General features: G+C 64.9%; 27 protein-coding genes and 1 tRNA gene. 16 read left to right on the top strand and 12 right to left on the bottom strand.

Features of this window, described 5'->3' with window-relative positions; translation table 11 throughout:
* Positions 1-215: 215 nt before the first annotated feature.
* The 4 genes from IVA92_RS00720 to IVA92_RS00705 form a co-directional block, all read right to left on the bottom strand.
* On the bottom strand, positions 216-425 hold the full coding sequence (locus IVA92_RS00720) for a hypothetical protein (protein WP_247280334.1): 210 nt from the start codon (positions 423-425) through the stop codon (positions 216-218).
* Between the two features lie 132 nt (positions 426-557).
* The gene (locus IVA92_RS00715) at positions 558-977 is read right to left on the bottom strand and encodes a DUF4118 domain-containing protein (protein WP_247280333.1); all 420 of its coding nucleotides are present in this window, start codon (positions 975-977) and stop codon (positions 558-560) included.
* Positions 978-1,115: 138 nt separating this feature from the next.
* The gene (locus IVA92_RS00710) at positions 1,116-2,309 is read right to left on the bottom strand and encodes an MFS transporter (protein ID WP_247280332.1); all 1,194 of its coding nucleotides are present in this window, start codon (positions 2,307-2,309) and stop codon (positions 1,116-1,118) included.
* A 51-nt stretch (positions 2,310-2,360) separates the two neighbouring features.
* The gene (locus IVA92_RS00705; RefSeq protein WP_346015485.1) at positions 2,361-2,978 is read right to left on the bottom strand and encodes a TetR/AcrR family transcriptional regulator; all 618 of its coding nucleotides are present in this window, start codon (positions 2,976-2,978) and stop codon (positions 2,361-2,363) included.
* A 1,278-nt stretch (positions 2,979-4,256) separates the two neighbouring features.
* Here IVA92_RS00705 and IVA92_RS00700 point away from each other — a divergent pair.
* Positions 4,257-4,481: a hypothetical protein gene (locus tag IVA92_RS00700; protein WP_247280330.1), complete on the top strand. Its 225-nt coding sequence runs from the start codon at positions 4,257-4,259 to the stop codon at positions 4,479-4,481.
* Between the two features lie 121 nt (positions 4,482-4,602).
* A complete protein-coding gene (locus tag IVA92_RS00695; protein WP_247280329.1) occupies positions 4,603-4,929 on the top strand; it encodes a hypothetical protein in 327 nt (108 codons plus the stop codon).
* 3 nt (positions 4,930-4,932) lie between these two features.
* Here the strand turns inward: IVA92_RS00695 and IVA92_RS00690 are convergent, their stop codons facing one another.
* Together IVA92_RS00690 and IVA92_RS00685 are read right to left on the bottom strand one after the other, a co-directional pair.
* Positions 4,933-5,181: a hypothetical protein gene (locus IVA92_RS00690; protein WP_247280328.1), complete on the bottom strand. Its 249-nt coding sequence runs from the start codon at positions 5,179-5,181 to the stop codon at positions 4,933-4,935.
* A gap of 309 nt (positions 5,182-5,490) precedes the next feature.
* Positions 5,491-5,567, bottom strand: a tRNA-Pro gene (locus IVA92_RS00685).
* Positions 5,568-5,635: 68 nt separating this feature from the next.
* Between IVA92_RS00685 and IVA92_RS00680 the strand changes: the two genes are divergently transcribed.
* The 6 genes from IVA92_RS00680 to IVA92_RS00655 all read left to right on the top strand — a co-directional run bounded on the left by IVA92_RS00680 (position 5,636) and on the right by IVA92_RS00655 (position 11,631).
* Positions 5,636-6,625 carry an L-threonylcarbamoyladenylate synthase gene (locus tag IVA92_RS00680; protein ID WP_247280327.1) on the top strand — a complete coding sequence of 330 codons (990 nt, stop codon included), beginning with the start codon at positions 5,636-5,638 and terminating at the stop codon, positions 6,623-6,625.
* A gap of 101 nt (positions 6,626-6,726) precedes the next feature.
* Entirely contained in the window at positions 6,727-8,154 is a 1,428-nt protein-coding gene (locus IVA92_RS00675) for an FAD-binding oxidoreductase (RefSeq protein WP_247280326.1), read from the top strand.
* A complete protein-coding gene (locus IVA92_RS00670) occupies positions 8,151-8,594 on the top strand; it encodes a GNAT family acetyltransferase (protein ID WP_247280325.1) in 444 nt (147 codons plus the stop codon). Before IVA92_RS00675 ends, IVA92_RS00670 begins: the two co-directional genes overlap by 4 nt.
* Positions 8,595-8,603: 9 nt before the next feature.
* Positions 8,604-9,185, top strand: a complete 582-nt coding sequence (locus tag IVA92_RS00665) for an NUDIX domain-containing protein (protein WP_247280324.1) — start codon at positions 8,604-8,606, stop codon at positions 9,183-9,185.
* A 286-nt stretch (positions 9,186-9,471) separates the two neighbouring features.
* Positions 9,472-10,401, top strand: coding sequence for a glycine reductase (locus IVA92_RS00660; protein WP_247280323.1), 930 nt, complete (start codon positions 9,472-9,474; stop codon positions 10,399-10,401).
* Positions 10,402-10,440: 39 nt separating this feature from the next.
* On the top strand, positions 10,441-11,631 hold the full coding sequence (locus IVA92_RS00655) for a CoA transferase (protein WP_247280322.1): 1,191 nt from the start codon (positions 10,441-10,443) through the stop codon (positions 11,629-11,631).
* A 125-nt stretch (positions 11,632-11,756) separates the two neighbouring features.
* Here the strand turns inward: IVA92_RS00655 and IVA92_RS00650 are convergent, their stop codons facing one another.
* Positions 11,757-12,515: an SOS response-associated peptidase gene (locus IVA92_RS00650; RefSeq protein ID WP_247280321.1), complete on the bottom strand. Its 759-nt coding sequence runs from the start codon at positions 12,513-12,515 to the stop codon at positions 11,757-11,759.
* Positions 12,516-12,578: 63 nt separating this feature from the next.
* Between IVA92_RS00650 and IVA92_RS00645 the strand changes: the two genes are divergently transcribed.
* The 4 genes from IVA92_RS00645 to IVA92_RS00630 all read left to right on the top strand — a co-directional run bounded on the left by IVA92_RS00645 (position 12,579) and on the right by IVA92_RS00630 (position 14,387).
* Positions 12,579-13,079, top strand: a complete 501-nt coding sequence (locus IVA92_RS00645; protein WP_247280320.1) for a hypothetical protein — start codon at positions 12,579-12,581, stop codon at positions 13,077-13,079.
* Positions 13,080-13,082: 3 nt separating this feature from the next.
* Positions 13,083-13,517: an NUDIX hydrolase gene (locus tag IVA92_RS00640; RefSeq protein ID WP_247280319.1), complete on the top strand. Its 435-nt coding sequence runs from the start codon at positions 13,083-13,085 to the stop codon at positions 13,515-13,517.
* Positions 13,518-13,563: 46 nt separating this feature from the next.
* Positions 13,564-13,941, top strand: coding sequence for a TIGR02301 family protein (locus IVA92_RS00635; protein ID WP_247280318.1), 378 nt, complete (start codon positions 13,564-13,566; stop codon positions 13,939-13,941).
* 179 nt (positions 13,942-14,120) lie between these two features.
* The gene (locus IVA92_RS00630) at positions 14,121-14,387 is read left to right on the top strand and encodes a hypothetical protein (RefSeq protein ID WP_024341552.1); all 267 of its coding nucleotides are present in this window, start codon (positions 14,121-14,123) and stop codon (positions 14,385-14,387) included.
* Positions 14,388-14,564: 177 nt separating this feature from the next.
* Here IVA92_RS00630 and IVA92_RS00625 read toward each other — a convergent pair whose 3' ends face one another.
* The 5 genes from IVA92_RS00625 to IVA92_RS00605 all read right to left on the bottom strand — a co-directional run bounded on the left by IVA92_RS00625 (position 14,565) and on the right by IVA92_RS00605 (position 18,694).
* Positions 14,565-14,885 (bottom strand): cupredoxin family copper-binding protein, encoded by a 321-nt coding sequence (locus IVA92_RS00625; RefSeq protein ID WP_247280317.1) that lies wholly within the window; start codon positions 14,883-14,885, stop codon positions 14,565-14,567.
* Positions 14,886-14,894: 9 nt separating this feature from the next.
* Positions 14,895-15,428: a DUF4142 domain-containing protein gene (locus IVA92_RS00620; RefSeq protein ID WP_247280316.1), complete on the bottom strand. Its 534-nt coding sequence runs from the start codon at positions 15,426-15,428 to the stop codon at positions 14,895-14,897.
* 91 nt (positions 15,429-15,519) lie between these two features.
* The gene (locus tag IVA92_RS00615) at positions 15,520-16,212 is read right to left on the bottom strand and encodes an RNA polymerase sigma factor (RefSeq protein ID WP_247280315.1); all 693 of its coding nucleotides are present in this window, start codon (positions 16,210-16,212) and stop codon (positions 15,520-15,522) included.
* A gap of 107 nt (positions 16,213-16,319) precedes the next feature.
* A complete protein-coding gene (locus tag IVA92_RS00610; protein ID WP_247280314.1) occupies positions 16,320-17,189 on the bottom strand; it encodes a sulfurtransferase in 870 nt (289 codons plus the stop codon).
* A 170-nt stretch (positions 17,190-17,359) separates the two neighbouring features.
* Positions 17,360-18,694 carry a dihydroorotase gene (locus IVA92_RS00605; RefSeq protein ID WP_247280313.1) on the bottom strand — a complete coding sequence of 445 codons (1,335 nt, stop codon included), beginning with the start codon at positions 18,692-18,694 and terminating at the stop codon, positions 17,360-17,362.
* A 101-nt stretch (positions 18,695-18,795) separates the two neighbouring features.
* Here IVA92_RS00605 and IVA92_RS00600 point away from each other — a divergent pair, with 101 nt between their 5' ends.
* From IVA92_RS00600 to IVA92_RS00585, 4 genes are all read left to right on the top strand, one after another.
* Positions 18,796-19,677 carry a folate-binding protein gene (locus tag IVA92_RS00600; protein ID WP_247280312.1) on the top strand — a complete coding sequence of 294 codons (882 nt, stop codon included), beginning with the start codon at positions 18,796-18,798 and terminating at the stop codon, positions 19,675-19,677.
* Entirely contained in the window at positions 19,674-20,300 is a 627-nt protein-coding gene (locus IVA92_RS00595) for a DNA-3-methyladenine glycosylase I (protein WP_247280311.1), read from the top strand. Before IVA92_RS00600 ends, IVA92_RS00595 begins: the two co-directional genes overlap by 4 nt.
* Positions 20,297-20,911 carry an HD family hydrolase gene (locus IVA92_RS00590; RefSeq protein ID WP_247280310.1) on the top strand — a complete coding sequence of 205 codons (615 nt, stop codon included), beginning with the start codon at positions 20,297-20,299 and terminating at the stop codon, positions 20,909-20,911. Before IVA92_RS00595 ends, IVA92_RS00590 begins: the two co-directional genes overlap by 4 nt.
* 176 nt (positions 20,912-21,087) lie before the next feature.
* A complete protein-coding gene (locus IVA92_RS00585; protein ID WP_247280309.1) occupies positions 21,088-21,594 on the top strand; it encodes a protein tyrosine phosphatase in 507 nt (168 codons plus the stop codon).
* Positions 21,595-21,805: the final 211 nt, after the last annotated feature.

The raw sequence follows: 21,805 nt of genomic DNA, 5'->3' as shown, positions 1-21,805 counted from the left end.
AAGGCTTGCCCATCCATGCTGGCCTCCCGCCCAGCCAGCATGGTGAATCAGAAACGAACTGATTTGGGAATCCCAAATCGATTCAACCAAACCCCATCCCGCTTTAGCACAGGCGCTTGCCGAGACAACTCCGTAATTGCACCGTGATGTCCCGTGCACGATCCGACGATCGCACCTTCGGCAAGCTGGATCGGGGCCGTGCCGATGGTTGACGATCAGGCCGCGAGCGGGACGGCGTAGTCTGCGCGCGCCGCGAAATAGGCTTCCAGCTCCAGTAGCGCCCGCGCTTCCCACTCCCTCGCCTGCTCCAGCAACGACCAGCTCTGGCCCGGGCGGAATGCAGCGGTCTGGCGGTAGAGCGATGCGATGCCGCGGTAGCGGCGCACGTTCTCCAAGATGGCGTGACCGGTTATTTGGCCGTTCATGTCCGAAAACTCCCTCGTCATTCCCGCGGGAGAAATTGCGGCCAAATCTTTTTCGAAAAGTTAGCGGCGCGCGGCAAGCTCGCGGATGGTTGCCGAACTGTTGCGCGCGCGCAACGCGCGTGCACAGTCGATCTATTGCGGATTCGTTGCCGTGCTCTCGCCCGGGCGCTTCAGCCCGCCGCGGCTGACGATCGCCATCGTCTCGCGGCAGAGATCGGCGAGGCCGATCACCAGCACGGCCAGCAGGCAGAACAGGTTGATAGAATCGGCATTCGCGCTGGTCAGCGAATTGAACTCGAAAAAGGGCGGCATGAACGCCCACCATACCAGCGGAATGGTCAGCAGCGCGGCGAGCGCCGCCGCCGGCACGCCCGCGACAAGCCCGAGCAGGAAAAGGCCGGGCAGGAATGCAGCGAAATAGAGTTTTGCGCCGAGCGCGACACAGATTCCCTGAAGCACCGCCGACATCGCCACGACGACAAGCCCCAGCAGAAACGCCTGCCACGACCATGGCCGTACCCGCGGTACGCCAAACAGTCCCGTATGCCTCATCAGCCTCCCCCTGCCGCCTGTTAACCAGGTCCGCTTGCGACCAAAGTACTACAGCGGCGAGCGGACCGCGAGGCGGAAATTGCGGCCTCGCGGGGTTGGTAAATGGGCCGCAACGCATAATTGCGGCCATGCCGGCGGCTATTCGGTCGCCGCATAGAGCAGGCCAGCGACGGGCAGGGCAAGGCCAATGGCCGATGCCAGGGTCCAGCCGCCCTGTGCGAAGGCGAAGGCGCCGAGCGCGGAGCCGGCAGCACCTGCGGCGAAGAACGTCGCCATATAGAGCCCGTTAAGGCGGCTGCGGTGCTCGTGCCCGAGCACGAAAATGGCACGGAAGCCGAGCACGACATTGCCCTGCACGCCGATATCGATGGCGATCGCGGCCACCACCAGGCAGGCGAGGTTCAGCACCGATCCGGCCGCGCCGATCTGCGTGATCAGGAATCCGGCGGCTGCGAGCAGCATCGCCACCAGCGTCGCGAGGCGGCTATGGCCGCGGTCGGCGAGCCGTCCTGCGATCGGGGCCGCGAACACGCCGGCAACGCCTGCGAGCGCGAACAGCGCGATGCCGCGCTGGGTGAAGCCGAATGCGCTCGCGAGCTGGAGCGGCGCTACCGTCCAGAACAGCGTGAAGCAGCCGAACAGACTCGCCTGGTAGAGCGCACGGCGGCGCAGCAGCGGCGTGGTGCGCACCAGCTGCGGCATCGACAGCAGCAGCGCGCCATAGTGCATGCGCGCCACCGGCTTGCGCTGCGGCAGCGTCAACCAGAGCACGGCTGCGAGCACGATCATCAGCCCGGCCGAGCCGAAGAACACTGCGTGCCACGACAGCGCCGCCGTGACGAAGCTCGACACCGGGCGCGCCAGCATGATGCCGAGCATCAGGCCGGTCGAGACATTGCCGACGACGCGGCCGCGGATGGCCTCGGGCGCCAGATGCGCGGCATAGGGAATGATGATCTGCACCGCGACCGAGCCGAGCCCGATGAACAGCGCGGCGATCAGGAACGGCAGCGCGTGGGTGGCGAACGCCGCGGCGAGCAGGGCCGCCGCCCCAAGCGCGATGACCGAGCAGATCAGCGTGCGGTTCTCGACGAGGTCGCCGAGCGGTACGATGAAGAGAAGCCCGATGCCGTAGCCGATCTGCGTCATGGTGACGATCAGCCCGCTAGCTGCATGCGACAGGCCGAGCGCGGCGCTGATCGGCGCGATCAGCGGCTGGGCGTAATAGATGTTGGCGGCGACCATGCCACAGGCCGCGGCAAGCACGAAGGTCAGGCGCTGCGACACCGCATCCGGTCCGGGCGCGGTCTCGATCGTGGCATTCATCGTCATTCGTTAGACTCCAGGAATAGGGAATGACTATTCCCTATTATGACAAAAAATTCAGGCGAGCAGTTTCATCGCGACGGCGACGAGGCGCGTCCCGTCGAGCGGCAGGCGTGCCTTGCCGGCGACGCGCATGCCTTGCGTGATGCAGATCATCAGCCGCGCGGTGTCGTTGGCATCGACGTGACGGGGAATCGACCCATCGGCCTGCCCCTGGCGAATGAGGCCGGCGATGAAGCTTTCGTTCGTTTTGAGCTGCGCATTGACGCGGGCGCTGACCACGGGATCGAGCGCGGACAGTTCGACCGCGCTGCCGACGACCAGGCAGCCGCGCTGCCCCTCGGTGCCCTGGGAATGCTCGACATAGGACAAGAGCACGTTGCGGATTTGCTCGCGGCCGTTTGCACCGCACGCCGCTGCGCTGCGCGTCTGCTCCTGGCGCAGCGTGGTGTAGCGTTCGAAGGCGGCGAGAAACACGGCATGCTTGTCGCGAAACGCCTTGTAGACGCTCCCCGTAGCCAGCCGCATCGCCGCGGTGAGATCGCCGATCGAGGTCGCATGATAACCGCGCTCGCGAAACACGCGCACGGCCCTGTCGAGCGCGGTATTCATGTCGAACTCCCGGGGACGGCCGGGCGGACGGGTGGGCTGAGATCGGCGGGCAGCCTTTTGCATTGCGGGATAATAGGGAATGATTGTTTCCGAATAAAGACACTTGGTTGTGAATGGGAATGGATAAAGGTTGGCTGATGGATAGCGGAAACTTAGGAGATCGCGTCCCGGACAAGCTGCAACGCGCAAGCGTTGCGGCGCAGAGCAGGCACCCAGAAAGCGACACGGCAAAATGCGGAAAGATGGGCCCCGGCTCTGCAGCGCATCGCTAAAGGGCGCTGCGCTGCGTCCGGGGCACGAGAGGAGAGTGAGGCATGATCTCTCCACACGTCATTGCGAGCGCAGCGAAGCAATCCAGAATCCCGCCGCGGAAAGACTCTGGATTGCTTCGCTGCGCTCGCAATGACGGAGCAAGGTGAACCGACGTCGTTTTCAAACTCGCAGTTTACTCGCAGACACGCCTTCGCATTCTCGCGGCGCGTTTCGCCCGAGCTTTGCTTCGTCGCTCCACCCTCAAAGCCGGGAGGGCGCAGGGAAGGCCGGATGCCGGCTGGCACCCACGGTCCGCTGTGCGAAAGGCACACGCAGAAAACTGCACAGCGGCATACAGGTGAAGCGCAACACACGGCCTTCCCTGCGCAGTGGTTTGACGGCTTATGCCGCGCTCTCCTGGGAGCCGAGTTCGTTCTGGCCTCCCTCGCCCTCGTAGAAGTCACGGACACCGCGCCGGTTGACGCCAATGCCGCATCCGCAAGAGCTTGACCGTAGCAACGACGGCCAGGACCACACGGTTTTGCCGTACGCGCGGCTCGCCTGCGCCACAGGGTTCGACGGCGTTGTGCACCTTGCCATCGACATGCTGGCGCGACGAACCTGACAGCGCCGTCCGTCCTGCGCGAAGCTTAAGGGTTCACGGAGAGCAATCCGCCCTGCCCTTGGCCTTTCGCGCCCGACGCTGCCGCGTCCACCGCAAGCCCGGCTCCGCGATCATCACGACACATGATCGCCCCTCTCGGATGAGCCGGGATGGGCGATACATACGTTATTTCCGAATTTCGGTAAAGTGGAATATTTTTGCGCGAGGGAATTGACAGACGGGCGACACAGGCGCGGCTGGAGCGGAAGCGCAAACCGGGAGTGTGCGCGCAAGCAGACCCCGGGTTACGCTGCGTTCCATCGGGCTATGAGGAGCTACGCTGCAAGTGAGTGCGGGCGACCCTTGCCAGCTGCGATCGTTGCGAATTTGCAACGGTTCCCCACGGTCTGAAGCCGGCCAAAAGAAACTCCCATTACGGCCACGAACCGCTCTCACAACGCCGTGAGACTAGCAGGGGAACTACGATGCGTGCACAGCGCGTTTGGAAAGTGAATGGGGCCGCCAGCATCGGGCAACTCCAATCGAGACTGGATGACCTGAACAAGCGGCTTGGCCAGCTCGAAGGCCAGCATCCCGAGGGCTGGAAGATCGAAGAACTGAGATCGAGCGCGCTCAGCCTGTCGCGCGAAATCGACGACATCCGCTGCGCCGAGGCGACGGCCGCGCTGAGCGAGCTGCTGCGCAAGTAATCAGGCCTATCGCGATTCGCTCGCCGAACAAGGAACCAACCTCGCGCACCACCATTTCCATGCTGAGCATGGAGCAAGACCATGACGGGCATCGCGCGCCTCGCACCGTGAGGGATTTCGCATGACGTCCGACCCCGAGGAGTCGGTGAGGCTGCAAGGCTATGGCGAGATGACGTTGCGCACCGCGATCGCGACGCTGATGGCGCTGGCGCCGCGCGAGCGATCCGACGCTGCCATCTTCCGCATCCGCGACGGCTCGCGCCTTGCCAGGCGCGAGATCACCGACCTCGCCTCGGAATTGGGCATGGCGCCGCTCGCCGACGTCAGGTCTCCAAGACTCGTCCCGGAGCAGCACTGGCAGGACATCGTCCGCGGCATGGTGCGCGAGGCGCCGCTGCCATCGCTGATGGTGGCGTTCTTGGTCGGCATGCTTGTGGCGCGGCGGTGAAGCTCACGCGGCGGCGCGGACCGATTTCGCGCGTTGCTCGAGCGCATTGATCGTCGACACGAGATTCTCACGTCGCGCGCGAAGGTTTGTCGCGAGCAGCGGATAGGACGGGTCCTTCACGTCAAACACTCCGGCCTTGGCCTCTTCTTCGAGGATGTCGGAATTCATGAGCTGAACGCGCCACCACAAATCCGCAATCAGCGCGCTGAGCCGAAGCTCTCCAGTGGAGCCAAAACGGGACACTTCTTTCATTGTTTGCCTCACCCTGAAACAGTCCCTCCGCTGGGGACTGCCGATGGTCCTGACTGAGCAAACAGAGTGCCAGGGCTGCGGGCCAGTCAGATGCGCCGACCTGCACAACTTCGTGGCCTGCCCAGGGTCGACCGCAACCGCCATGACCGTAAGGCGCGTTGGTCGGCGCGAGCCATGCCGCCCCGACAGACGTCCCTGCTAGGCCAAATCCATCGTGGACCCGCCGCGAAAATCGTTGCAAAAAGGCGCTCCCGAGGCGCCGGCGGCCGGTCTGTCAAGCCTTTAGGAATACGTCGACTTTTGGAAGAATGGTCGGAGTGGCAGGATTCGAACCTGCGACCCCTGCGTCCCGAACGCAGTGCTCTACCGGGCTGAGCCACACTCCGACAAGAAGGCGGCTTATAGCGTTGGGTTTGGCGCACCGCAAGCGGCCGAGTTGAGGAATTTTATCCCTGTGAAAACGCGTCTTGAAACGCTGATTTTGCCGGCCGGAGAGGCTGCCGCCGCGGCCGCGGCCCGGGCGCTCGCGGCCGGCGGGCTGGTCGCGTTTCCGACCGAGACGGTCTATGGGCTCGGGGCGGATGCCGCCAATGCCGCTGCGATCGCCCATCTCTACGCCGCCAAGGGGCGGCCTGCGTTCAATCCGCTGATCGCCCATGTCGCCGACGTTGCCGCCGCAAAGCGGATCGGCCGGCTCGATGCGCGCGCCCTCAAGCTTGCGGAGGCGTTCTGGCCGGGGCCGCTGACCCTGGTGGTGCCGAAGACGGATAACTGCCCGGTGGCAGAGCTCGCCACCGCCGGCCTCGATACGGTCGCGATTCGCATCCCCGCCCATCCGGTGGCGCAGGCGATCCTGCACGCCTTTGGCGGGGCGGTGGTGGCGCCGTCCGCAAACATCTCGGGCCATGTCTCGCCGACGCTGGCCGACCATGTCAAAAGCGACCTTGCAGGGCGGATCGACCTGATCGTCGACGGCGGGCCAGTCGAGGTCGGCGTCGAGTCGACGATTGTCGGCTGCTTCGAGAGCTTGATGCTGCTCCGCCCCGGCGGGCTGTCGCGCGAGCGTATCGAGGCCGTGCTCGGCGCACCCTTGGCGCGGCCACCCGCGGAGACCGAGAGCGGGGACAGCCAGCCGCTGGCGCCAGGCATGCTGGCTTCGCATTACGCGCCGCGCGCCCATGTACGGCTCAATGCGTACGAGGTCGCACCGGGCGAAGCGCTGCTGGCATTCGGCCCGGGGCGCCTGCCCGGCGTTGAAGCCGCCGCCGCTATCATGAACTTGTCGCCCGCCGGCGATCTCGATGAAGCCGCTGCCAATCTGTTCGGCTATCTTCGCAGCCTCGATGCGAAGGGGCCGCGGGCGATCGCGGTGATGACGATTCCCGAAGAGGGACTTGGCGAAGCGATCAACGACCGGCTGCGCCGGGCGGCGGTTGCCCGATAGCGCATGATCCGGACTCTAAGGGACGCGTTAGCGAAAAGTGTGCGGCGGTTTTCCGATCAGATCATGCGCAAGGTATAAGTAGCGGAATGAAGGACGACCACATGAACATCAACACATCCGCCACCCCGCCGCTTGCGCCCGAGTTGATCGAACAATTCCGCAAGATCGTCGGCGAGCGCCACGCGATCACCGATGCCGCCGACATCGAGGCTTACGTCACCGAGGAACGCAATTTGTTTCACGGCCGCTCGCCGCTGGTGCTGCGTCCGGGCTCGACGGCGGAAGTCTCGGAGATCTGCAAGCTCGCCTCCGCGCACAGGATCGCGCTGGTGCCGCAGGGCGGCAATACCGGCCTCGTCGGCGGGCAGACGCCGCACAATGGCGAAGTGGTGGTGTCGCTGCGGCGGCTCGACAAGATCCGCGAGGTCGACACCGCCTCCAACATCATGACCTGCGAGGCCGGCGTCGTGCTGCAAATCGCGCAGCAGAAGGCGGCGGAGGTCGACCGGCTGTTTCCGCTCTCGTTAGGTGCCGAAGGCAGCTGCACCATCGGCGGCAATCTCTCGACCAATGCCGGCGGCACCGCCGCGCTCGCCTATGGCGTCGCGCGCGAGATGGCGCTGGGGCTCGAAGTGGTGCTGGCCGACGGGCGCGTGCTGAACGTGCTGTCGAAGCTGAAGAAGGACAACACCGGCTACAATCTGCACAACCTCTTCATCGGCGCGGAAGGCACGCTCGGCATCGTCACGGCGGCGACTTTAAAATTGTTTCCGAAGCCGCGGGCGGTCGAGACCGCCTTCGTCGGGCTGAAGTCGCCGGCCGCGGCGCTCAAACTGCTGACGATCGCGCAAGGCGAGGCCGCGAATGCGCTGACCAGCTTCGAGCTGCTGTCGCAGATGGCGGTCGACTTCTCCATCCGCCACGGCGTCGACGTGCGCGATCCGCTCGCAGAAAAGCATCCCTGGTACGTGCTGATGGAATTGTCTTCGCCGGGCGAGGATGCCCGCACGCCGCTGGAGACGATCCTGACCCGCGCCATGGAAGAGGAGATCGTCGACAACGCCGTGATCGCGGCCAATCTCACCCAGCGTGCCGGCTTCTGGAAGCTGCGCGATGAGATGTCGGCGGCGCAGAAGCCGGAAGGCGGCTCGATCAAGCACGACATCTCCGTCCCCGTCGCGGCCGTGCCCGCCTTCATCGCCGAGGCCGATGCCGCGGTGGTGAAGCTGATCCCCGGCGCGCGGCCGGTGCCGTTCGGTCACCTCGGCGACGGCAATCTGCACTACAACGTGAGCCAGCCGGTCGGCGCCAACACGGCAGACTTTCTGGCCCGCTGGCACGAGATGAACGCGGTGGTGTTCGAGATCGTGCTGCGCATGGGCGGCTCGATCTCGGCGGAGCACGGCATCGGCGTGCTCAAGCGCGACGAACTGCCCGAGGTGAAGGACAAGACCGCGATCGAGCTGATGCGCTCGATCAAGGCGATGCTCGATCCGCTGGGAATCATGAATCCGGGGAAGGTGCTGTGAGCGCTCTTGCGATCGACGCCATCGAGGACGCCGATGTCGAGCCCGTCGTGGCGCTGTGGCAGCGCTGCGGCCTGACCCGGCCGTGGAACGACCCGCGTGCCGACATCGCACTGGCGCGCCGCCGTGACAATTCCACGGTGCTGGTCGGCCGCGAGGGCGGCGCGATCGTCGCCACAATCATGGTCGGCCATGACGGTCATCGCGGCTGGGTCTATTACGTCGCGGTCGATCCTGATTGCCGCAAGCGCGGTTACGGCCGCATCATCATGGCAGCGGCCGAGGACTGGCTGCGCGCGGCCGGAATTCTCAAGCTCCAGCTCCTGGTCCGGCGCGAGAACGCGCAGGCCAATGCGTTCTACCAGTCACTGGGCTTTACGAAATCCACCTCGGTGATGTTCCAGAAGTGGCTCGACGGCCGCGAGACGACTCCAAGCAACTAAGACCGAGCCATGACCATTTCCGACCGTGTCCGCATCAAGGACGTCCGCGTGCTCTCGGACAACTGGACGCCGCTGAAGAACACCACGTTCGAGTACCGGCGCGCCAATGGCGAGTGGCAGACGCAGCACCGGGAGACCTATGAGCGCGACAACGCCGCGGCCGTGCTGCCGTATAATCGGGCGCGGCGCACCGTGATCCTGGTGCGCCAGTTCCGCCTGCCGGCGTTCATTCGCGGCTACGACGATCTGCTGATCGAAGCCGCCGCCGGCGTGCTGGATGACGCCGCCCCCGAGGTGCGCATTCGCGCCGAGGCCGAGGAGGAAACCGGCTATCGCCTGCACGATGTCCACAAGGTGTTCGAGGCCTTCATGAGCCCGGGCGCCATCACCGAGAAGCTCCATTTCTTCGTCGCCGAATACGAGCCGGAGATGCGGGTCAGCGACGGTGGCGGCCTCGCGCACGAGGGCGAGGACATCGAGGTGCTGGAGCTTGCCATCGACGAAGCGCTGGCGATGATCGCCGACGGCCGCATCATCGACGCCAAGGCGATCATGCTGCTGCAATATGTGGCGTTGCACGTGTTCAGGTGAGCTTGCGGCCGGCTTCTTCCCTTCTCCCCTTGTGCGAGAAGGTGGCGCGAAGCGCCGGATGAGGGGTATGCTTCCCCGAACTCCTGAGGGAGTTGGACTCGCGGAGAGATACCCCTCATCCGTCTCGCCGCGACGCGGCGAGCCACCCTCTCCCACAAGGGGAGAGGGAAGAGCGCGGCTCGCTCTATCGAGCCTGCAATTCTGTCCCGCGTCCTGCTCGCCCCCGTTGAGCGCCCCCAAATCTATCTCTAGTCTGGCCCCTAACCAAGAACCAGGAGATGCGCCCATGTCCGCTCCGCGCGACGACGAATTCGGCTTTGCGCCCGACTACGATTCTCCCGTCCTCTACATGCAGCGCACGCGCGACTATTACGCGGCGATCGGCTACACCACGCCGTATCGCTGGGCGCATTACACGGAGGCACCGTTCCAGCCGCTGAAGAAACCATTGGCGCAGTCGCGCGTGACGATCATCACCACGGCCGCACCGTTCGACCCGAGCAAGGGCGACCAGGGGCCGGGCGCGGCGTATAATGGCGGCGCGAAGTTTTACCAGGTCTATGACGGCGATACGTCGAAGCAGCACGATCTGCGCATCTCGCACATCGGCTACGACCGCAAGCACACCAGCGCGACCGACAGCGGCACCTGGTTTCCGCTGCCGCAGCTGCTGAAGGCCAGCGCCGCTGGCCGCATCGGCGAGGTCGCCCCGCGCTTCTTCGGCGCGCCGACCAACCGCAGCCATCGCGTCACGCTCGAGACCGACGCGCCGGAGATCCTGGCGCGCTGCCTCGCGGACGCGGTTGACGTCGCGCTGCTGGTGCCGAACTGCCCGGTCTGCCACCAGACCACCGCGCTGGTGGCGCGGCACCTGGAGCGGAACGGCATTGCCACCGTGATCATGGGCTGCGCCAAGGACATCGTCGAGCACGCCGCCGTGCCGCGCTTCCTCTTCTCGGATTTCCCGCTCGGCAATTCCGCCGGCAAGCCGCATGACATCGCCTCGCAGGCGCAGACGCTGGAGCTGGCGCTGCGGCTGCTGGAGACCGCCAGCGGCCCGCAGACGACGATGCAATCGCCGCTGCGCTGGAGCGAGGATGCCTCCTGGAAGCTCGACTACAACAACGTGGCGCAGCTTTCGCCGGAAGAGCTGGCGCGCCGCCGCGCCGAATTCGACAAGCAGAAGGAGATCGCGCGCGGCAACCGCGCCGCCTGACATCCTCCAATAAACGAAGACAAAAGGGAGAGCGACGTAATGCGACCGTTCGAGGGCGTGAAGATCCTGGACTTCACGCAAGTGCTGGCCGGCCCCTATGCGAGCTATCAGCTCGCGCTACTTGGCGCCGACGTCATCAAGGTCGAGCGGCGCGAGGGCGAGGACATGCGCCGCACGCCGCTCAGCCGCGAATGGGCCGAGCGCGGGCTGGCGCCGGCGTTCCAGGCCATCAACGGCAACAAACGCAGCCTGACGCTGGACCTGCAAAAGCCCGAGGCGAGCGCGATCGTGAAGAAGCTCGCGAGCCAGGTCGACGTCGTCATGGAAAATTTCCGTCCCGGCGTGATGGACAAGCTCGGCATCGGCTACGAGGCTCTATCCGCCATCAATCCGAAGCTGATCTATTGCGCGGTGTCAGGCTTCGGCCAGACCGGGCCGGACCGCCTACGGCCCGGCTATGACGGCAAGATGCAGGCGCTGTCCGGCATCATGGCGATCACCGGCCATCCCGAGACCGGACCGACGCGCGCGGGCTTTGCGGTATGCGACGTGCTGTCGGGCGCGACCGCGGCGTTCGGCGTGTCGAGCGCACTGTATCAGCGCGACCGCACCGGCAAGGGCCAGCTCATCGACGTCTCCATGCTGGAGGCGACGCTGGCGTTCCTCTCGGGCCAGATCGCGGATTGGTCCGTTGCCAGCCATCGTCAAACGCTCTCGGGCAACCAGGCGGTGAGCCGCAGGACCACGGCCAACCTGTTCAAATGCGGCGATGGTCACATCCTGCTCGCCGTCAACAACGAGAAGCAGTACCGCGCGCTCATGGTTGCGCTCGGCCGCGAGGACACGATGAGCGATCCGCGCTTCGCCGACTGGTTCTCCCGCAACGAGAACGAGGGCGCGCTTCGCGCCATCATCGAGGCCGCGCTGGCGGCACGGCCGGCGCGCGAATGGGAGACTATCCTGGAAGATGCCGGCGCACCCTGCGCCAGCATCTGGAAGGTCGAGGAGGTGATCGACCACCCGCAAATCAAGGCGCGCGGCGCGATCCAGGAGCTGGACACGCCTTATGGCCGCCTGCGCTTTGCCGGCAGCGGATTCAAGCTCGCCCATGGCGGCGGCAAGCTGGACCGCATGGCGCCGGAGCTTGGGGCGGATACGGACGCTGTGCTGGGCGAGCTGGGGTTCGATGCGGCGGAGATCGCGGAGCTGAGGGCGAAGGAGATTGTGTAAGCCGCGACATATGCCGCTGCCGTAGGGAGTGGGCAAAGGCGCAACGCGCCGTGCCCACCACCTGTCGATTTCTTGGCGCACGATGGTGGGCATGCTTCGCTTCGCCCACCCTACGGCATCGGCGATCAGAATAACGACCCCTGCCCGTCATCCACCGACCCAACCGCCGCCTTCCGCACTCCCTTCTTCGGCTTCACGACGTCCGCCTCCATCTCCTCGGCGCTGATCGGCAACAGCAACTGCTCGTCGTCATTGGCGACGCGGTTGACGCGGGTGGAGACCGGGTGCCAGGCGAATTCGCCAATGCGCGGAGCGGTCATCAGCGGCAGGATCGCATCGATCTCGTCGCTGCGGCAATCGAGCCAGCGCTCGAAATCGCGCGGGCTGATGGTGACGGGCACGCGGTCATGCAGCCCCGCGAGATCTTCGCCGGCCGCTGCCGTGACGATGGCGACCGTGTCGAGCTCCTCGCCATTCGGCCCGATCCAGGTCTCGAACAAAGCGGCAAAGCCGAGCGGCGCGCCATCGGCGCGATGGATGAAGAAGGGCTGCTTGCGGCCGCCCTCCACCTTCCACTCGAAATAGCCGTCCGCCGGGATCAGGCCGCGCCGGCGGCGAATCGCGTGTCTGAAGGCGGGCTTCTCCAGCACCGTCTCGCAGCGGGCGTTGATCAGGAGCGTAAACCCGCGAGGATCCTTGACCCAGCCCGGCAAAAACCCCCAACGCATCAGGCGGAAATGGCGCGCGCCGTTCTCGATCCATACGACCGGAATCGGCTGCGTCGGAGCCACGTTGTACCGGGGCGGAAAATTCGGCTGCTCGACATAGCCGAACAATTGCCGCAAAGCCGCGGGGGCCGAAGTTATGACAAAGCGTCCACACATCCCAGGGGGTCTATATAGGGTCCGTTCAGGTCCTTTTAACCCCGAACGTTAACACTGCGGCGAATGAGCTCAACGGCCTCCCAGCCCGCGCGGACGCATGTACAGACGGGCCCCGAGGCCGCCGCCTGGGCCGAGCGGCTGCGCGTCGCCAACATCAACCCGCGGACGGGGCTTGCCACCGACTATCTCAACCATTTCAATGAAGCCGTGATGCTGCTGGAAATGGTCCCTGACATGCCGGAATGCGCGGAAGATTTTCTGACCTGGACGCCGCTGTCCTATGCCGAGCATTTCACGGCGTCGAATTTTAAGGCGCGCGACCTCGCCATCGAGGCTTATGAGAAGGCGGATCCCAAGGTGCGGGCCCAGTTCGACCACATCACGGACACCATGACCTCGATCCTGACCGCGGTCGGCTCGGCCATGCGCGAGGTCGACAAGGACACGACGCGCGTTCGGCTCGCCGAGCAGGCCACGGCATGGGTCAAGCCGCTGATCGCGGCCTGCGGCGGCATCATCAATGGCGGCGCGGAAGCCGACATCGACAACATCATGGCGAACTGAACCGTGGCTTCCGCGGTCCAGCTGTCCCATCCCCAGATCGCGGTCAGTGCCGCGATTTTTCGCGACGGCAAGGTGCTTCTGACCCGCCGCGCCCGTTCGCCCGCAAAGGGGTTCTATTCGCTGCCCGGGGGTCGGGTCGAGTTCGGCGAATCGCTGCACCAGGCCCTGCTGCGCGAAGTCGACGAGGAGACCGGGCTTGCCATCGACATCATTGGCCTCGCCGGCTGGCGCGAGGTGCTGCCGGCGGCAGCCGGAGCCGGTCATTACCTGATCATGTCCTTTGCCGCCCGCTGGGTGGCCAAGGAACCGGCTCTGAACGACGAGCTCGACGACTACCGCTGGATCGCCCCGGATGCCATCGCCGGCCTCGGCGAGCTCAAGCTGACCGGGGGACTGGAGGAGGTCATCCAGTCCGCCGCACGCCTGATCGGAGACTGACGCCCCGCCTTGCGTGCAACGCCCCGAGGAGGCATACACCCCGCCAATGTCCATGCGACTTCTGGCCATTTTCGCCCTGATTCTCGCTTGCGCCTCTGCGCCCGGCCGGGCTCAGGACGTGGCGGCGCCGTTTGACGGCGATTTGCAGCGGCTGGCGGAGATCCTCGGCGGGCTGCATTATCTGCGCGGCATCTGCGGGTCCAACGAGGGCAACAAATGGCGCAGCGAGATGCAGGCGCTGATCGATGCCGAAACCCCCTCCGGCGAGCGCCGCACCCGCATGATCGCCGCCTTCAACCGCGGCTATAACGGCTTTCAGCAGACCTACCGGAGCTGCACGCCCGCGGCGACGGTGGCGATCCGCCGCTATATCGAGGAAGGCTCGAAGATCTCGCGCGATCTCACGGCGCGTTACGCGAACTGAGCTCTCCGTCCGGTTCGCACTGCGCGCGGCCGGAAATGACCCGGATGGAACTCTGTCATCGACTTTGTTCACAGGCGTTAACCGTTCTTAAAGATGTGGCCTAGCGGTCGTTAACGCCCGTGCTACACCTCTCGCACAGCGCATCGCCGTGGATCGCGCCCCAGCCCTGACCGAGTTTCATGAGCCAGCCGATTTCCTACGCCCCCGCCCGCGCGCCGCTGCCCGATCACGAGCAGAAGCAGGCTGCGCTGAGCTATCTCAACGAGGCCTGGGCCGAGGCGCGCCATGACGGCGTCGACGGCGATTGCCTGGCGCAGGCGAGCCTGTTCGCGGCGTTTGCCGAGCTCGTCGGCACCTATGGCGAGGACGCGGTGGCGAAGTTCGTCGAGGGCTTTCCTGGCCGCATTCGCAACGGCGAGTTCTCGGTCGGAATCTCCAGACAATAACTCCTGTTCCAAAAATGGCCCCGCCACGGACGGGGCCAGTTGACGGATGAATGACTTTGCGACGTGCTCGCGAAGTCTGCTGCGGATTTATCGCACAGAAGCGATTGAGCGCGGACGAGCTTAGTCTGACGATGACCGTGAGACATTCCCGATGCGATCGGGAATGCGCTCCTGGCGTCAGGGCTCGACTTTCAGAGTCGCCTTCATATTGGGATGATAGCGACAATAGTAATCGACCGTTCCCGCTTTCTTCACCACGAACGTCGCGGACTTCTTCGGCGGCAGAGCGACGTCGAAATCGCCGTTGGTCGCGGTGGCTGTGTGTGCGAAGATGTCCTTGTTGATCCACTCAACGATGTCACCGACTTTGGCCGACATTTCGGCCGGTGAGATCACGAGATTATCCATCGTGATTTGAATGGTCGCCGCACGCGCCGGGACGACCATGGACAGGAACATGACCGCAAGCGCGATCGAAGCGAGGCGTCCCGGCTTCATCGCACTCTCCTATTTTAGCTCGGCCGCGACGTGCTCGGCGTGCTGTTGATGACCCTGGAAGATCTTCAGGCCGGTCTGCAACAGGCTCTTCAGCTCGTTATTGCTCGCGGACGGAATGAGCTGGGTCTCCAGCGCGCCGTTGACCGCCTTGTGGTAGGCGACCTCGTTCTGGACATAGGCCTTGTCGAAGGCGGCGCCGCTCAGCTTGTCGAGCTCAGCCAGCTTGTCGCTCGCCTGCTTGGACAGCGCGCGGCTGGTGTCGTTGTCTTCAGGCGTGACGTTCAGCTTCTTGACCAGCGCGAGCGCCTGCTTGTTGACGGCCTCATGGTCGCGCACCATGTCCTCAGCAAACGCCTTGACGTCCTTGTTCTTGGCCTTCTTCATCGCGTGCTTCGCTGCGTTGATGTCGATCACGCCCGCGGTGTAGGCAATATGGGCGATCTGCGGATCGGTAGGCTTGTCGGCTGCACTCGCGCCTTGCAGCAGCGCAGGACTGGACAGCAGAACGGCTGCGGCGATCGCCGCGCTCGGTCGGAAGAACATGGCTTGATACTCCTGTGGTGCCGGACGTTTGGGCCGGCGCGTTGCTTCACAGGAATTGGATGGATATTTCGCGCAAACGTTCCCGAAAACTTTAGCCGCTGAAGCCGAGCCGCTTCAGCACTGATACGGTCAAGCGCTCACATCGCCATCCCGCGAACGGGAACGCATTCATCACCACTGGCCCGATCTCCTTCTCGACATTCTCGCGCAGCATGGTGCGGGCGCGGTGCAGTCGCGTCTTCACGGTTTCGGGCTTTACGCCGAGCAAATCGGCGGTCTCCTCGATGGTCATCCCCTCCATGACCCGGGCAACGAAGACCATGCGGAAGACATCCGGCAACTCGTCAATTGCGCGTTCGACCACGCGCTGGATTTCACGTTGGGCCATGGTCCTTTCCGGATCGCCTGCGGGAGAAACGGGAAACTTGATGATCTGCGCATCCAGCGCGGCATCATCTGGTATTGCGCCGAGCTCGACATCGGGCTTTCGGCTGCGCACCCGGCCGAGCGCCTCGTTGATGGCGATGCGCGACAGCCAGGTCGACAACCCGGCCTCGCCCCGAAAACCGTCGAGGTGGGTGAAGGCACGGACATACGTCTCCTGCACCACATCCTCGGCCTCGCTGTCGCTGCGCAGGATGCCGCGCGCGAGGCGGTAGAGCCTGCGGTTGTTGGCCTGCATGATCTCGCGCAAGGCGGCCTCGTCGCGACCCCTCGCCCGGTCGATCAGCTCTGCTTCCGCGGTTCTGACGCCGGCGGATAGGCCGGCTGCGGTCGGTTGCATTGCGGTTACCCATCTCCGTTCGATCTGGCTATTGGATGCAGCCTCTGAGGAAAGGTTCCCGAGTTTCTTAGGCGCCACTGGAGGCGAGAAGATAAGAAGCGCCTTCCTTAGTCCGTCTCGATCGGCAGGGCGGGATCCCTCGCCCATTCGCCCATCGAGGCGTCATAGAGCGTGAGCTTGTCGTAGCCGAGCTGGGTCAGCAGGAACAGGTCGATCGTCGCCGAGATGCCGCCGCCGCAATACAGGATCACATTCTTATCGCGCGTAACGCCTTGGGCGGTGAATTTGGCCTCGGCATCGGCCAGTGTCGTCAGCGTTTTGTCGGCATTGGTGAGCGTCGCGGCGGGAACGTTGACGCTGCCGGGAACGCGGCCTGGCCGGCCGTAGCGGCTCGGCTCGAGACCGCGGTGAAACTGCGGACCGAGCGCGTTGACGATCACCGTCGCGGGATCGCCGATCCGCGCCTTCACGATGTTCTTGTCGACGAAGTAGCCTGGGCGAGGTGCAGCCTGGAACGTCGTGGCCGGATAGCCCTTCGGTGCGCCCGATACGACCGGCCGCCCCTCGTCCTTCCATTTGTCGAAACCGCCGTCGAGCACAAGCGCATCGACGCCGAGCGAGCGCAGCATCCACCAGAACCGCGTCGACCACATCATCGTGCCGATACTGTAGAGCACGATGGTTTTGTTCGCGTCGAGTCCATGGCGGCCGAAGGCGGCCTCCAGCTGGGCCAGATCCGGCATCATGAAAAACTGTTGCGCGGAGGCGTCGGAGAACTCGCCTTGCAGATCGAGGAAATCGGCGCCCGGAATGTGGCCGGCCGCAAACGTCTTGTCGCCCGGCACCGCGCGATAAGGCAGGTCGCTGCCCGGTGGCACCGGCTCGTTGTAGGTCGTGCAGTCGTAGAGGCGAAGCTTGGGATTGTCGAGGATGGCTGCGAGTTGCTCGGTGGTGATGAGGGGTGTCCGCGGGGACATTACTCTCTCCCAATTGAACTTGCGCTTCCGGGCACTCTGTCATTGGCCGCGAAGGCGGGCAATCCAGTATTCCCGAGGCGGCAATCGTATCAGCCAAGTATCGCCGCGGAGTACTGGATGCCACGCCTTCGCGTGGCATGACAGCGGAAGGAGAGGCTTGACCGAGCTCTCTACGCCCTCAAGGTCTCCAGAAACCGCACCGGCTCGCCTTGCGAGGCCGTCACCAGCTCGCCTTGCCACATCACGCGGCGGCCGCGGATGAAGGTGCCGACGGGCCAGCCGGTGACGCGCAACCCGTCGTAGGGGGTCCAGCCGGCTTTGGACGCCACCCACTCGTTGGTGATTGTCTCGCTGCGCTTCAAGTCGACGATGGTGAAATCGGCATCGTAGCCGGCGGCGATGCGGCCCTTGCAGGCCATGTTGTAGAGCCGCGCGGGACCGGCGCTGGTGAGATCGACGAACCTCGCCAGCGACAGCCGGCCGGCATTGACGTGATCGAGCATAATAGGCACCAGCGTCTGCACGCCGGTCATGCCGGAGGGCGATGCCGGATAAGCCTTCTGCTTCTCTTCCAGCGTATGCGGGGCGTGGTCGGAGCCGAGCACATCGATGATGCCCTGCTCGATGCCGCGCCAGATGCCCGCGCGGTGATCTGCCCCGCGCACCGGAGGATTCATCTGCGCCAGCGTGCCGAGCCGCTCGTAGCATTCCGGCGCGACCAGCGTGAGATGATGCGGCGTCGCCTCGCAGGAGGCGACGTCCTTGTGATCGCGCAGGAACTCGATCTCTTCCTTGGTCGAGATGTGCAGCACGTGGATGCGCTTGCCGGTCTCGTGCGCGAGCTTGACGAGGCGCTGCGTCGCCATCAGCGCCGCGGTCTCGTCGCGCCAGATCGGATGCGAGCGCGCGTCGCCCTCGATGCGCAACGACTTGCGGTCGTTGAGGCGATACTCGTCCTCGGCGTGGAACGCGGCGCGGCGACGGATGACCTGAAAGATGCCGCGGAGGCTCTCGTCGTCCTCCACCAGCAGCGCGCCGGTTGAGGAGCCGATGAACACCTTGACGCCCGCGCAGCCGGGCGCGCGCTCAAGCACCGGCAGGTCCTGTACGTTCTCGCGGGTGCCGCCGATGAAGAAGGCGAAATCGCAATGCATGCGGTGATGGGCCCGCTTCACCTTGTCGGTGAATTCGGCTTCCGTTACCGTCAACGGAGAGGTGTTCGGCATCTCGAACACGGCGGTGACGCCGCCCATCACGGCGCTGCGCGAACCCGTCTCAAGGTCTTCCTTGTGGGTCAGCCCGGGCTCGCGGAAATGCACCTGCGTGTCCATCACGCCGGGCAGGATGTGCAGGCCCTGGCAGTCGATCACCTCCGCGGCGCTGCCTTGCGACAACGCGCCGATCTCGGCGATGCGGCCGCCCGTGATGCCGATGTCGCGCAAGCCCTCGCCGTCCTGGTTGACGACGGTGCCGCCTTTGAGGATCACGTCGAAACGCTGGGTCATGGCTAAGGGCCTCTCTCATCCCCAAGCGCAGGGCTCGAGGTCTTGTCGTTTGTGGCTTGCGGGCTTACGTTCCGCAGCAACATGTCGCAAGAGATTTTCGTATGAAATCAGCGTTTCTTCCCGACCGGGGCGTGGTCAAGGTCGCGGGCGAGGATGCGCGCAACTTCCTCAACGGCCTCGTCACCACCGATGTCGACAGGCTCAAGCCGGGCCTGGGGCGATTCGGTGCGCTGCTGACGCCGCAGGGCAAGATCATCGTCGATTTCCTGATCACGGAGGTGCCCGCCGGCCATGGCGGCGGGTTCCTGATCGATTGCCCTAAAGCGCTGGCCGAAGGCCTCGCCACCAAGCTGAAATTCTACAAGCTGCGCGCCAAGGTCACGGTGGAAAACCTCTCCGATGCGCTGGGCGTGCTCGCGGCGTGGGACGGCCAGCCTGCCGCTCAGCCCGACCTCGGCTTCGCCGATCCGCGCCATAGCGAGCTCGGCTATCGCATCCTGATCCCCGAGGATCTCAAGCAGAAGCTGTCCGATCTCATCGGCGCCGAGCTCGTCGATGCCAGCGAATACGACGCCTACCGTATCGCGCTCGGCGTGCCGCGCGGCGGGCTGGACTTCATGTACAGCGACGCGTTCCCACACGAGACCAACATGGACCGGCTTGCCGGCATTGATTTCGACAAGGGCTGCTACGTCGGCCAGGAGGTCGTCTCGCGCATGCAGCATCGCGGCACCGCGCGAACCCGCAGCGTAAAAGTGTTGCTCGAGGGCCCCTCGCCCGAGATTGGCGCCACCATTCTCGCCGGCGACAAGCCGGTCGGCACTATCGGCTCGACCGCCGGCGGCAAAGGCATCGCGCTGGTGCGCGTCGACCGAGTCGCCGATGCGCTCGATGCGGGCCAGCCCCTCACCGCGGGCGGCCTCGCGCTGACACTCGCCGAACCCGACATCGTGCGCATTCCAACGAAACAACCCATCGCATGAGCCGCGCCCCTCGCCTGCATCCCGACGGCCTGACACGCTGCCCCTGGCCCGGCGAAGATCCACTCTATGTCGCCTATCACGACACCGAATGGGGCGTGCCGGAATATGACGACCGCGCACTCTACGAAAAGCTGATGCTCGACGGCTTCCAGGCCGGCCTCTCCTGGATCACGATCCTGCGCAAGCGCGACAATTTCCGCAAAGCCTTCGATGATTTCCAGCCGGAGAAGATCGCGCGCTACACGCCCAAGAAGGTGCACGCGCTGATGAACGACGCCGGAATCGTCCGCAACAAGGCCAAGATCGACGGAGCGATCCTGAGCGCAAAGTCCTATCTCGAGATCATGGAGAAGGGGCCGGGCTTCTCGAAGCTCCTCTGGGACTTCATGGACGGAGAGCCCAAGGTCAACCATTTCAAGACCACCGCGAGCGTACCGGCCTCAACGCCGCTGTCGGTGCAGATCTCCAAGGAGCTGTCCGCGCGCGGCTTCAAGTTCGTCGGCCCGACCATCGTCTATGCCTTCATGCAGGCGACCGGCATGGTCAACGACCATCTGGTCGACTGCCATTGTCATGCAAGCTGCGGCAAGACGCAGCGCAAGCCGCGCCTCAAGGTCAAATGACGGCGAAGAAGACCGCGCGCGATGCGCAGTCCCGCGCCTGGCAGCGCATGCTGTCGGGACGGCGGCTCGACCTGCTCGATCCCTCCCCGCTCGATGTCGAGATCGCCGACATCGCGCATGGACTGGCGCGGGTGGCGCGCTGGAACGGGCAGACCGTTGGCGCCCATATCTTCTCGGTCGCGCAGCACACGCTACTGGTGGAGACGGTGATGCGGCACGAGATGCCGCGCGTGGATCAACGCATACGGCTGGCCGCGTTGCTGCATGACGCGCCCGAATATGTGATCGGCGACATGATCTCGCCGTTCAAGGCTGTGCTCGACGGCCATTACAAGGCGGTCGAAAAGCGCCTGCTCGGCGCCATCCACATCCGCTTCGGCTTGCCGCCGGTGCTGCCAGAGGAAATCACGCAAGCCATCAAAGCCGCCGATCGCGGCGCGGCCTATCTGGAGGCAACCGAGCTCGCCGGCTTCAGCGAAAACGAGGCAAGGCGCCTGTTCGGCCGCGATCCGGGCCTGCCCGACGGCGTCCAGCGCGACTATCTCACGCCCTGGACTGCGGCACGGGCCGAGAAGCAGTTTTTGGAGCGGTTCAACGCGGTGTTTGCGTAACACCATCCCTTCGTAGGGTAGGCAAAGCGACTTGTCCGCCGTAGCCCGCAGAGCGAAGGCGGGAGCGTGCCCACCAGCAAGGCGAGATGTACGCAGCGCGAAACGGTGGGCACGGCGCGATGTGCCTTTGCCCACCCTACGGCCGCTCGCTATAATCGGCGCCAAAAAGGTCCGCCATGATCCACGTCTGTTCCCTCGCCGCGCTTCCCGAAACCGTCCGCCTCACCGGCGCCAGCCACGTGCTGACGGTGATGGCCAATGTCGAGCAGGTGGCGCGGCCCGTGTCCGTGCTGCCGGCCAATCATCTCAAGGTGTCGATGGACGACATCATCGAGGAGATGGACGGCTTCGTCGCACCGTCAGAGACGCATATCGAGCAGGTGTTGACCTTCGTGCGCGGCTGGGACCGTAGCGCGCCGCTGGTGGTGCATTGCTACGCCGGCATCAGCCGCTCCACGGCGAGCGCGTTTGCAGCGGTATGCGCACTCAATCCGAACCGCGATGAGATCGAGATCGCCAGGAAGATCCGCGCAGCCTCGCCCATCGCCTCGCCGAACCGGCGCATCGTCGGCCTCGCCGACCGTGCATTGGGACGCGACGGCCGCATGCTGCGCGCGCTCGACGAGATGGGCCCGGGCGCGATGATGGTCGAGGGCCGTCCCTTCGTGATCGAGCTCGAATGAGGCGAGAGTCGAATAGCAGCGGCTATGGGACTGCGCCCCCTCTCCCGCTTGCGGGGGAGGGTTGGGGAGAGGGTGCTTCCGCATCGGGGTTCTCCCGGCTTGGAGAGAGCCCTCACCCGCGCCTTTGGCTCGACCTCTCCCGCAAGCGGGAGAGGTGCAGCGAGCTCGCGGCGAGATTTGTTCAATGAGCCGACATATCTTTTTCGCAACA

The sequence above is a fragment of the Bradyrhizobium sp. 154 genome (genome assembly GCF_023073875.1).
Taxonomy (GTDB): Bacteria; Pseudomonadota; Alphaproteobacteria; order Rhizobiales; family Xanthobacteraceae; genus Bradyrhizobium.
The sequence above is the reverse complement of the archived record's forward strand: the minus strand, read 5'-3'. Positions and strand labels throughout refer to the sequence as shown.

Coding starts and splice junctions, on each gene's coding strand:
- IVA92_RS00720 (WP_247280334.1), bottom strand. CDS start 425: ATGAACGGCCAAATAACCGGTCACGCCATCTTGGAGAACGTGCGCCGC.
- IVA92_RS00715 (WP_247280333.1), bottom strand. CDS start 977: ATGAGGCATACGGGACTGTTTGGCGTACCGCGGGTACGGCCATGGTCG.
- IVA92_RS00710 (WP_247280332.1), bottom strand. CDS start 2,309: ATGACGATGAATGCCACGATCGAGACCGCGCCCGGACCGGATGCGGTG.
- IVA92_RS00705 (WP_346015485.1), bottom strand. CDS start 2,978: ATGCAAAAGGCTGCCCGCCGATCTCAGCCCACCCGTCCGCCCGGCCGT.
- IVA92_RS00700 (WP_247280330.1), top strand. CDS start 4,257: ATGCGTGCACAGCGCGTTTGGAAAGTGAATGGGGCCGCCAGCATCGGG.
- IVA92_RS00695 (WP_247280329.1), top strand. CDS start 4,603: ATGACGTCCGACCCCGAGGAGTCGGTGAGGCTGCAAGGCTATGGCGAG.
- IVA92_RS00690 (WP_247280328.1), bottom strand. CDS start 5,181: ATGAAAGAAGTGTCCCGTTTTGGCTCCACTGGAGAGCTTCGGCTCAGC.
- IVA92_RS00675 (WP_247280326.1), top strand. CDS start 6,727: ATGAACATCAACACATCCGCCACCCCGCCGCTTGCGCCCGAGTTGATC.
- IVA92_RS00665 (WP_247280324.1), top strand. CDS start 8,604: ATGACCATTTCCGACCGTGTCCGCATCAAGGACGTCCGCGTGCTCTCG.
- IVA92_RS00660 (WP_247280323.1), top strand. CDS start 9,472: ATGTCCGCTCCGCGCGACGACGAATTCGGCTTTGCGCCCGACTACGAT.
- IVA92_RS00655 (WP_247280322.1), top strand. CDS start 10,441: ATGCGACCGTTCGAGGGCGTGAAGATCCTGGACTTCACGCAAGTGCTG.
- IVA92_RS00650 (WP_247280321.1), bottom strand. CDS start 12,515: ATGTGTGGACGCTTTGTCATAACTTCGGCCCCCGCGGCTTTGCGGCAA.
- IVA92_RS00645 (WP_247280320.1), top strand. CDS start 12,579: ATGAGCTCAACGGCCTCCCAGCCCGCGCGGACGCATGTACAGACGGGC.
- IVA92_RS00635 (WP_247280318.1), top strand. CDS start 13,564: ATGTCCATGCGACTTCTGGCCATTTTCGCCCTGATTCTCGCTTGCGCC.
- IVA92_RS00630 (WP_024341552.1), top strand. CDS start 14,121: ATGAGCCAGCCGATTTCCTACGCCCCCGCCCGCGCGCCGCTGCCCGAT.
- IVA92_RS00625 (WP_247280317.1), bottom strand. CDS start 14,885: ATGAAGCCGGGACGCCTCGCTTCGATCGCGCTTGCGGTCATGTTCCTG.
- IVA92_RS00620 (WP_247280316.1), bottom strand. CDS start 15,428: ATGTTCTTCCGACCGAGCGCGGCGATCGCCGCAGCCGTTCTGCTGTCC.
- IVA92_RS00615 (WP_247280315.1), bottom strand. CDS start 16,212: ATGCAACCGACCGCAGCCGGCCTATCCGCCGGCGTCAGAACCGCGGAA.
- IVA92_RS00610 (WP_247280314.1), bottom strand. CDS start 17,189: ATGTCCCCGCGGACACCCCTCATCACCACCGAGCAACTCGCAGCCATC.
- IVA92_RS00605 (WP_247280313.1), bottom strand. CDS start 18,694: ATGACCCAGCGTTTCGACGTGATCCTCAAAGGCGGCACCGTCGTCAAC.
- IVA92_RS00600 (WP_247280312.1), top strand. CDS start 18,796: ATGAAATCAGCGTTTCTTCCCGACCGGGGCGTGGTCAAGGTCGCGGGC.
- IVA92_RS00595 (WP_247280311.1), top strand. CDS start 19,674: ATGAGCCGCGCCCCTCGCCTGCATCCCGACGGCCTGACACGCTGCCCC.
- IVA92_RS00590 (WP_247280310.1), top strand. CDS start 20,297: ATGACGGCGAAGAAGACCGCGCGCGATGCGCAGTCCCGCGCCTGGCAG.
- IVA92_RS00585 (WP_247280309.1), top strand. CDS start 21,088: ATGATCCACGTCTGTTCCCTCGCCGCGCTTCCCGAAACCGTCCGCCTC.